The 9155-nt window shown below is 53.4% G+C and carries 10 protein-coding genes; 3 read left to right on the forward strand and 7 right to left on the reverse strand.

The features are described 5' to 3' along the window. The 7 genes from HPS54_RS12205 to HPS54_RS12235 form a co-directional block, all read right to left on the reverse strand. A partial coding sequence (locus HPS54_RS12205) for a TraG family conjugative transposon ATPase (protein WP_172345711.1) occupies positions 1-2389 on the reverse strand: 2389 nt, incomplete at its 3' end. Then, positions 2386-2718: a DUF4133 domain-containing protein gene (locus HPS54_RS12210; RefSeq protein WP_004291514.1), complete on the reverse strand. Its 333-nt coding sequence runs from the start codon at positions 2716-2718 to the stop codon at positions 2386-2388. The genes HPS54_RS12210 and HPS54_RS12205, both read right to left, overlap by 4 nt. A gap of 10 nt (positions 2719-2728) precedes the next feature. Continuing rightward, positions 2729-3046: a DUF4134 domain-containing protein gene (locus HPS54_RS12215; RefSeq protein ID WP_002560983.1), complete on the reverse strand. Its 318-nt coding sequence runs from the start codon at positions 3044-3046 to the stop codon at positions 2729-2731. 201 nt (positions 3047-3247) lie between these two features. Beyond that, on the reverse strand, positions 3248-3976 hold the full coding sequence (locus tag HPS54_RS12220; protein WP_172345712.1) for a conjugal transfer protein TraD: 729 nt from the start codon (positions 3974-3976) through the stop codon (positions 3248-3250). A 16-nt stretch (positions 3977-3992) separates the two neighbouring features. Beyond that, positions 3993-4346: a DUF3408 domain-containing protein gene (locus HPS54_RS12225; protein WP_049129746.1), complete on the reverse strand. Its 354-nt coding sequence runs from the start codon at positions 4344-4346 to the stop codon at positions 3993-3995. Between the two features lie 2 nt (positions 4347-4348). Beyond that, the gene (locus HPS54_RS12230) at positions 4349-4789 is read right to left on the reverse strand and encodes a DUF3408 domain-containing protein (RefSeq protein WP_049129745.1); all 441 of its coding nucleotides are present in this window, start codon (positions 4787-4789) and stop codon (positions 4349-4351) included. A 2-nt stretch (positions 4790-4791) separates the two neighbouring features. Further along, the gene (locus HPS54_RS12235) at positions 4792-5841 is read right to left on the reverse strand and encodes a ParA family protein (protein ID WP_080975784.1); all 1050 of its coding nucleotides are present in this window, start codon (positions 5839-5841) and stop codon (positions 4792-4794) included. Between the two features lie 421 nt (positions 5842-6262). Here HPS54_RS12235 and mobA point away from each other — a divergent pair, with 421 nt between their 5' ends. The 3 genes from mobA to HPS54_RS12250 all read left to right on the forward strand — a co-directional run. Next, positions 6263-6691, forward strand: coding sequence for a conjugal transfer protein MobA (gene mobA, locus HPS54_RS12240; RefSeq protein WP_004312006.1), 429 nt, complete (start codon positions 6263-6265; stop codon positions 6689-6691). Beyond that, positions 6670-7917 carry a conjugal transfer protein MobB gene (gene mobB, locus HPS54_RS12245; protein ID WP_049129744.1) on the forward strand — a complete coding sequence of 416 codons (1248 nt, stop codon included), beginning with the start codon at positions 6670-6672 and terminating at the stop codon, positions 7915-7917. Before mobA ends, mobB begins: the two co-directional genes overlap by 22 nt. Positions 7918-7947: 30 nt before the next feature. Next, a partial coding sequence (locus HPS54_RS12250; RefSeq protein WP_172345713.1) for a YWFCY domain-containing protein occupies positions 7948-9155 on the forward strand: 1208 nt, incomplete at its 3' end.

Below are 9155 nucleotides of genomic sequence, written 5' to 3' on the forward strand. Positions count from 1 at the left end.
CCAGATACTCTTCCGCGCTGACCTCCGTGGCATAGACCGCCGACTGCGTGCCGCCCAAGCCTATCCACACCTCCTTGTAGAGCCGTGAAGGGTTGTTCGCCATGTTGATGGAGAGTATCTGCGACTTCTCCTTTTCCGTCAGTCCGAGCAACGCCTGTATCTGGTCGAACTTGTTCATATATTTCCTTTGGTCAAGCAGGATTTTACAATCCGAGTTGTTGATAATGCTCTCTTTGACCACCGGAGAACTGATAATGTCGTCCACCTCCTGCGTCACCACGATTGCCTCGCCGTAATATTTTCTGACCGTCTTATACATATAGCGCAGATATTCAGCCATGTTCGCCGATGAGAGGGCCTTCCAAGCCTCTTCCACGATAAGCTGTTTCCGCACGCCTTTCAGCCGCCGCATCTTGTTGATGAAGGCTTCCATGATGATGATGGTCACGACGGGGAACAGTTCGCGGTTTTCTTTAATCGAATCTATCTCGAAGACGATGAACCGCTTGCCGAGCAGGTCGATGTTCTCCGTGGAGTTGAGCAGGAAATCGTAACGCCCGCCCCGGTAATACTGCCGCATGGTGGTGAGCATGTTGTCGATGTTGAAGTCGGACTTCTCCACCTTGATGTCACGCTCAGCCAGTTCCTTGCGGTAGTCGTCACGCATATACTCGTAGAAGGTGTTGAACGACGGCACGATGCTACGGTCGGATTGGATACGTTCAATATAGGCACTCACGGCACTGCCCAGCTCGCCGCTCTCCGTCTTTGTCACCTTGTCGTCCTCCGACTTCCAGAGCGTCAGCAACAGGGTCTTGATGCTGTCCTTCTTCTCCACGTCGAAGATGTAATCGTCGGTGTAGAACGGGTTGAAGCTGATGGGCTTATCTTCCGTGTAGGTGAAATACACACCGTCCGCTCCGCCTGTCTTGCGTCGGATCATGCCGCACAAGCCCTGATAGGAGTTTCCCGTGTCCACCAATACCACATGTGCGCCTTGCTCATAATATTGGCGCACGAGGTGGTTCATGAAGAAAGACTTGCCGCTGCCCGAAGGACCCAGCACGAACTTGTTGCGGTTGGTCGTGATACCTCGCTTCATGGGCAGGTCGGAGATGTCAAGGTGCAGCGGTTTTCCCGTGAGCCTGTCCACCATCTTGATGCCGAAGGGCGAGAGCGAGCTGCGGTAGTTGGTTTCCTCTGTGAACAGGCACACCGCCTGTTCGATGAAGGTGTGGAAACTCTCTTCCGCCGGGAAGTCCGCCGCATTGCCGGGTATCGCCGCCCAGTAGAGTGTCGGGCAGTCGATGGTGTTGTGGCGCGGCACGCATTCCATGCTTGCCAACTGGCTGCCCACGTCGTTCTTGATATGCTTCAGTTCCTCCGCATCGTCGCTCCACGCCATGACGTTGAAGTGTGCCCGTACCGAGGTCAGTCCGTAGGAATGGGCTTCGTTCAGGTATTGGTCTATCCACTCGCGGTTGATGCTGTTGCTCCTTGAATAGCGAGATAGCGACTGCATGTTACGGGCGGACTTCTCGAACTTCTGCAAGGTTTCCTCACTGTTGTCTATCAGCACATACTGGTTGTAGATATGGTTGCAGGAGAGCAGAAGCCCCACCGGGGAGGCGAATGACAGTCGGCAGTCACTCCGGTCGGTGGAGAGCTTCTCGTAACGGGTGTCGGTAGCCACCTTGCCCGGCAGGTCTTCCGCGTCGGAGAGGGTGTGCAGACACAGGCGGTTGTCGCCGATGCGCATCTCCCTTGCCGAAAGCTCGATGTCCTGCAAGGTGGTGTCACCTTCCGGCATGAGCGAGAAGTAGCGTTCAATAAGTCCCGTCTTTCCCTCAGTACCCACAATCTCATCGGTGGAGAGGCGGCGCAGCCTGACAAGCCCGCTGTCGTTCATGATGCGCTCGAACTGTTCGCAGGCTTCCAAGAACTTGGTCGTGGTTTCCCTGTCCAGCTCCTTCGGGATGATATGTCCCCGGCACAGCGTGCTGAAATTGCTCTGCATCCGGTTACGCTCCTTTGTTGTCTTGGTCAGGTAGAGGTAGCAGGTGTGTTTCAGGTACGGACGCTCGTTGAAGTGACGCTCGAAAGAGCGGCTTAAAAAGCTCATGTCGTCCTTCTGAAGCTCCGGTTTGTAGCGTTCCTTGATGAACCAGTCCTGTTTGTGGACGACGGAGTAGTCCGGCAGCACCTTGATAGCCTTGCACCAGCAACTGTGTATCGCCTCGTACTCCGCACCCGTCACGGTGTAAAGTTCCGGTAGTTCCACCTCGAAAGCCACCGTGATGTCGGCGTCCTTTGAGATGATGCAGCCATGCTCCACCGCTAAAAGTGGGAACCTGTTTTCCAGTGTTGTCATTTTCGATGTATTCCTCATTGTCTTTCTTCCTTTCGTTGTCGTTTGAACAGACGGGTTATCCGCCGCCGGTTGATAAGGTATCGGGGATGGCTCCGTGCCGCTCCTAATTTCATCAGCCCGTGTTCACCGTACCGGGCGTTCAGCGCGAAGGTCTGCCATACAAGGAGGGAGGACGATGCCGCGCCGAAGCCGATACATATCCACTGGTCGATACCGACCATGTAGAGGATGACGAACAGGACGAAGAGAGCCAGCAGACCTCCGCAGAAGATGAAGAGGTACTGTGCCTTCAAGCCCTTGAACTCTACCGGACGGCCGATACCCTTGTTGATTGGGTATTCAGCCATACATTATTTATTAAAGGAAGAATGAGCGCAGGATGGTGGCGGCAACAATCAGGAAGATGCACGCGCCGAACCACGAGGCGGCTGTCTTGCTGGTGTCGGGGTCGCCCGATGAAAACTTGCCGTACACTTTTACGCCCCCGATAAGCCCGACGACTGCACCGATGGCGTATATCAGTTTAGTTCCGGGGTCGAAATAAGAACTCACCATAGAGGTGGCTTCGTTGATGCCCGCGATGCCGTTTCCCTGCGCGAAAGCGGAGGCGGTTGCGGCGATGACAAGTGCCGCGGAGAGGATTGCTTTTCTGTTTTTCAAGATGTTCTTGTTCATAAACTGTTCTTGTTTTTTGCCGTCAAAAGGGTGGATGGTCCTTTGTCGGGCGGTTGATACTTTGTTTCTTTACTTTGGTTTTAGTGGATGCCCGTTTGTTTCCACGGACGTGGGCGTGTCCGTTGCGGATGGGGATGCGCCTTGCGTTTCCTCGCCGCGTGGGTTGATGTCATTCTTTCATGTTCATTTCTTTTATTGTTGTCATACATAGTTGCGAATGTCGAACTCCTCGATGTTGTCCGGCACGACGAACTCCTTTTCAGATTTCTTCAGCCGAATCTCGATAAGCCCCTTGATGCGGATGCCTATCTCCGAAGAGCCTTCCATCATTTTCTCGTACAACTCCGTGCCCTCCATGTCGGTGAACACCTTAGCCGCCTTTTCACGTTCCGCCTGTGTCGCGTCCGGGTTTTTGGCGGTCTTGCAGGCGTCGTCAATCTCGTCAAAGCTGCTGCCCGAAGCCCGTGGCGTGTCCGAGGCGTCCTCTTCCGGTTCGTCGTCCCCGTATCCCAGTTCCTCCGGCGGTATGCTCGTGAAGGTCTCATCGAGTTTTTCCTCCGGGACTTGTGCCGGGCGGGATGCGTTTCCCGTTTTTCCGTCGTCAAAAGTAGCCTCTTCCTCCGACAGCTCAATGCCTTTTTCCGAAGTGGCGGCTTCTTGCGCCGGTATGGCAGCGGTTGTCCGGGTGGATGCCATCCTAAAACGGCTCTTCCCGATGATGTCCGCCTTTTCTGCAGGGACTTCCTCGTGTGCCGCTACGCTCTTTAGCCCATTCCTGTCCAACGACCGCCATAATCCGGCAATGCCATTGAAGAAGCGGACAATCCGCGTGTCCATGATGCGCTCGTAAAGGAGCAGGAACAGGAACCAGAGGTTGCAGCCAACCGATACCGCCAGCAGAATGTCTGTCATGCTGATTGTTTCATTCATATACTTCCGTTTTTGGTTAGAATACTGAATTATAATTTCGGGCGTAAAGGCTCTTTATAGCGTCCTCGCACTGGTTGAAGTGGTGCGTCAGCACATGGTCGATGTAGGCGGACAGCGTAAGCCGGTCATGCCCGATTACACGGGTGATACGCATGATACGCTCGTGGTATTCCGGGCGCACATACGCCATCTTCCCCTCACGTGCCTTTACTTCCGGGTCACGGATGAACAGACGTTCATAGTCCTTCTCGCAGCATTTGTCGGTTACCGGGACAGGCGACAGGATTTCCACACTCGCCTGCACTTGGGCAAACATACCTCCGCAGTCTTGCTGTGGTCTTTTTTCATTCGGTGTCATTTCTTTTTCCATTTTCAAATCAGATCTTCACGTTGTTTCTTGTACAGTTCGTTGATTCTCTCCTTGTGCTGTTCCAGATGTTGGCGCAGCACGGTATCCACATAGCCGCCCACCGAGATTTCACCTCCGGCGATGTCGTTCACGATTCTGAGGATTTTGCCGTGGACATCGCGGCTGATATAGACACACTGGCGGGTCTTTATCTCGTTGCGGCGCAGGAACAGCTCGTTATAGTCCTCATCCTGCCTTTTCCGGCGGCCACTTTCCCTCTGCGCTTTTTCCCGTGTTACTGGTTGCACAGGAGGTGGTTCCGGTGCGGCGGTGTCCTCTTCGGTCAGTGCAGCTGCGGGTACTTCCTGTGCGGGGCGCAGTGTCCCGTCCTGTGTGCGCCGCCCGATGGAAGCTAACAGCAGTTCCTCGTCGATGCCTTCCGTGTTCACTTTCCTGCTGCCCATGCTCACTGCGGTCTGATGATGTCGCTTATCTCTTCGGAAAACTCCCGGATGCCACTCCCTTTCAGCAGTGCCGTGTCCATCGGGAAGATGGTGGAGCGGAAAACGTTCTTGCGCTCTTCCGAAAGGTCACGGCGGAACTTCTTGCTGTCGGGCAAGCGGGTGGAAAGTACCGGAAAGCCCATTTCGGCTATCACTTCCTCGTAGATGCCGTACAGGTCGTTCCTCTCCCTGCCGTCCACCATCGTCCAGAACAGATAAAGCCCCTTTGTTTTCGCCTGCCCGGTCGTCATCAGCCTGTCGCGGAACATCGTGACGAATTTCAGGGTACTCTCCACGACGAAGCGATCGGCACTAAGGGGCGTGAAGATGTAGTCCATCTGCGATAGCGTCTTTATCACGCCGTTGCTCCGGAGTGTTCCCGGCATGTCGAAGAAAACCACGTCGGGCTTCATGACCTCGGCGGCGATCATCCTTTCCGCATCGTCGAGGGCGTTCACCGCGTTGCTCTTGATGACCGGATAGGCGTTCTTCTTTATCTTGCGGAAATGGTCGCACGCGAGAGCCTTGAAGTAGATGCTCCCGCCGATGAGTGCCGTCTCATGTTCGCGCAGACCGTGGATGCTGTGCTGCGGGTCATCGCAGTCAACGACGGCGACATTGTAGCCTTTCACGTTGTGGAGGTAGCTGGCGGCGAGTGCCGTGACGGTGGATTTGCCAATGCCACCTTTCTGTGTTGCGAATGCAACGAAGATTTCTTTACTCATGGTTCTATTCAGTTTAATTGTTGATGATTTTATTTTCTGTTTACATGCGGATTGAATTACCGCATTATCCGTTTCCGTGAACAGGCACACGGGCGGGTCACCACGTATCCGGTTCTGCGGTGAAGCGGTGCGGCGGACAAGTGATGAATGACGACATTGCGTCATGAAGTCATTGAATCCATACGTCATCGGATTGTCGGACAACCGGGTTTCCGACGGTTCGGGTATCCGTTTCGGCAAGTGTCCGCCGAAGCGGTTGTCCGGGTATTTGAATGTTCCTTTCCTCATATCTTCAAACCGTTCGTTTCTTGAATCATGCTGCAAATAAACAAGTATATTTTTGAACCTGTATCACTTCTCCAGCAAGTGGCGGCATGTTGCGCCGGTTGGCAGCCATTGACCGGGTCAAGCATCTGTCCATTACCGCTTTAAGGGCGTAACTTTGCACCCGGACGGCAGGGTTCGCCGATGGCGTGCGGGCCGGAGTCCTGAAAGGTATTTTCCCAATCCGTCCCCTGACGGATTTTTATGTTCACCTGAACATAGCAAGATGTCTTTTCAGCCGCTCAAAATGATTTGAGCATCCCGGAAAAGCACTTGCCCTTGCAGGGGACGGGCTTTCCCTCCGAAGTCGGAAAGCCTTTCAGAACTGCGGTGCCGTGAACAGAAGCGGCGGCTTATGCCGTCAATCCGCTAAATCCAAAGTGATATGAAAGAGAAAAGGAAAAGCAAAGCAGGGAGAAATCCCAAACTTGATCCGGCGGTGTACCGGTACACCGTCCGTTTCAACGAGGAGGAACACAACCGTTTCCTCGCCATGTTCGGAAAATCGGGTGTCTATGCACGGTCGGTTTTCCTCAAAGCGCACTTCTTCGGGCAACCGTTCAAGGTGCTGAAGGTGGACAAGACGCTGGTGGACTACTACACCAAGCTGTCGGATTTTCACGCGCAGTTCCGCGCCGTGGGTACGAATTACAACCAAGTCGTGAAGGAATTGAGGCTGCATTTTTCCGAGAAAAAGGCGATGGCGTTGCTCTACAAGCTGGAGCAACACACCGTCGAACTCGTGAAACTGAGCCGTCAGATTGTGGAATTGTCGAGAGAAATGGAAGCAAAATGGTCGCAAAAATCAGTGTAGGAAACTCGTTGTACGGCGCGATTGCCTACAACGGGGAGAAGATTAACGAGGCGCAGGGGCGGCTTCTCACCACCAACCGCATCTACAATGACGGTTCGGGAACGGTGGACATAAGCAAGGCGATGGAGGGTTTCCACACCTTCCTGCCACCGCAGATGAAGGTCGAGAAGCCGGTGGTGCATATCTCACTCAACCCGCACCCGGAGGATGTGCTGACCGATATTGAGTTGCAGAATATCGCCCGCGAGTATCTGGAAAAACTCGGTTTCGGAAACCAGCCTTATCTTGTATTCAAGCACGAGGACATCGACCGCAACCACCTGCACATCGTGACGGTCAACGTGGACGAGAACGGGAAAAGGCTCAACCGGGATTTTCTCTACCGCCGCAGCGACCGTATTCGCAGGGAACTGGAACAGAAGTATGGATTGCATCCGGCAGAACGAAAAAATCAGAGATTGGATAACCCGTTGCGCAAGGTGGACGCATCGGCTGGCGATGTGAAAAAGCAGGTGGGCAACACCGTGAAGGCTCTGAACGGGCAGTACCGCTTCCAGACGATGGGCGAATACCGTGCGCTCCTTTCCTTATATAATATGACGGTGGAGGAAGCGAGGGGAAACGTGCGCGGACGGGAGTATCACGGGCTGGTCTATTCCGTCACGGACGACAGGGGTAACAAAGTTGGCAATCCGTTCAAGTCCTCGCTCTTCGGGAAGTCCGCAGGCTATGAAGCCGTGCAGAAGAAGTTTGTCCGTTCCAAATCGGAAATCAAGGACAGGAAACTGGCAGACATGACGAAACGCACCGTCCTTTCCGTGCTGCAAGGCACTTATGACAAGGACAGGTTTATTTCCCGGCTCAAAGAGAAGGGCATAGATACCGTGCTGCGCTACACAGAGGAAGGGCGCATCTATGGGGCTACCTTCATCGACCACCGCACGGGATGCGTGCTGAACGGTTCGCGCATGGGTAAGGAACTTTCGGCGAATGCCTTGCAGGAACACTTCACACTGCCATACGCCGGACAACCGCCTATACCGCTTTCCATCCCGGCGGATGTTGCGGACAAGGTATATGGGCAGACCGCATACGACCGTGAAGACGTGTCGGGCGGTATGGGCTTGCTCACTCCCGAAGGTCCGGCGACCGATGCCGAGGAAGAGGCTTTCATCCGGGCAATGAAGCGCAAAAAGAAGAAAAAGCGCAAGGGCTTGGGTATGTAATCAGAGTATCAACAATTAAAAAATCAATGTATGTCACAAGAAGACGATTTGAGGGCATTGGCGAAAATCATGGATTTTCTGCGTGCCGTGAGTATCATTTTAGTGGTCATGAACGTGTACTGGTTCTGCTACGAAGCCATCAGGATGTGGGGCGTGAACATCGGCGTGGTGGACAAAATCCTTCTGAACTTCGACCGCACGGCGGGGTTGTTCCATTCCATACTGTACACGAAACTGTTTTCCGTCCTTTTGCTTGCCCTGTCCTGTCTGGGTACGAAAGGTGTCAAGGGTGAGAAAATCACTTGGGGGAGAATCTGGACAGCATTTGCCGTCGGGTTCGTGCTGTTTTTCCTGAACTGGTGGTTGCTGCCCCTGCCGCTGCCGCTTGAAGCGGTGACGGGACTATATGTCCTTACCATTGGAACGGGCTATGTCTGCCTGCTGATGGGAGGTCTGTGGATGAGCCGTCTGTTGAAACACAATTTGATGGAGGATGTTTTCAACAACGAGAACGAGAGTTTCATGCAGGAAACGAGGCTTATCGAAAGCGAGTATTCGGTCAATCTGCCGACACGTTTCTATTACAGGAAACGCTGGAACAACGGTTGGATCAATGTAGTTAATCCCTTCCGTGCGTCCATCGTGTTGGGTACGCCGGGCAGCGGCAAGTCATACGCCGTTGTAAACAATTTTATCAAGCAACAGATTGAGAAGGGCTTTAGCCAATACATCTACGATTTCAAGTACCCCGACCTTTCGACCATCGCATATAACCATCTGATGAATAATCCGGAGGGCTACAAGGTGAAGCCGAAATTCTATGTAATCAACTTCGACGACCCGCGACGCTCTCATCGGTGCAATCCCATTCACCCGGATTTTATGGAAGATATTACGGATGCCTATGAGAGTGCCTACACAATAATGCTCAACCTCAATAAAACGTGGGTGCAAAAGCAGGGCGACTTCTTCGTGGAGTCACCTATCATTCTGTTTGCCAGTATTATCTGGTATCTCAAAATCTATCAGAACGGGAAGTTTTGCACGTTTCCCCATGCTATCGAGTTTCTGAACCGCCGTTACGAGGATATATTTCCGATACTGACCTCTTATCCGGAGCTGGAGAACTACCTTTCGCCGTTCATGGATGCGTGGCTTGGAGGGGCTGCGGAGCAGCTCATGGGTCAGATAGCGTCGGCAAAAATCCCGCTTTCGAGGATGATTTCACCGCAGCTCTA

The organism is Xylanibacter caecicola, from assembly GCF_013166515.1.
Classification (GTDB): domain Bacteria; phylum Bacteroidota; class Bacteroidia; order Bacteroidales; family Bacteroidaceae; genus Prevotella; species Prevotella caecicola.

What these genes read in the sequence shown, in the direction of transcription:
- HPS54_RS12210 (WP_004291514.1), bottom strand. Translation starts at nt 2,718, where the DNA reads ATGGCTGAATACCCAATCAACAAGGGTATCGGCCGTCCGGTAGAGTTC.
- HPS54_RS12215 (WP_002560983.1), bottom strand. Translation starts at nt 3,046, where the DNA reads ATGAACAAGAACATCTTGAAAAACAGAAAAGCAATCCTCTCCGCGGCA.
- HPS54_RS12220 (WP_172345712.1), bottom strand. Translation starts at nt 3,976, where the DNA reads ATGAATGAAACAATCAGCATGACAGACATTCTGCTGGCGGTATCGGTT.
- HPS54_RS12225 (WP_049129746.1), bottom strand. Translation starts at nt 4,346, where the DNA reads ATGGAAAAAGAAATGACACCGAATGAAAAAAGACCACAGCAAGACTGC.
- HPS54_RS12230 (WP_049129745.1), bottom strand. Translation starts at nt 4,789, where the DNA reads ATGGGCAGCAGGAAAGTGAACACGGAAGGCATCGACGAGGAACTGCTG.
- HPS54_RS12235 (WP_080975784.1), bottom strand. Translation starts at nt 5,841, where the DNA reads ATGAGGAAAGGAACATTCAAATACCCGGACAACCGCTTCGGCGGACAC.
- mobA (WP_004312006.1), top strand. Translation starts at nt 6,263, where the DNA reads ATGAAAGAGAAAAGGAAAAGCAAAGCAGGGAGAAATCCCAAACTTGAT.
- mobB (WP_049129744.1), top strand. Translation starts at nt 6,670, where the DNA reads ATGGTCGCAAAAATCAGTGTAGGAAACTCGTTGTACGGCGCGATTGCC.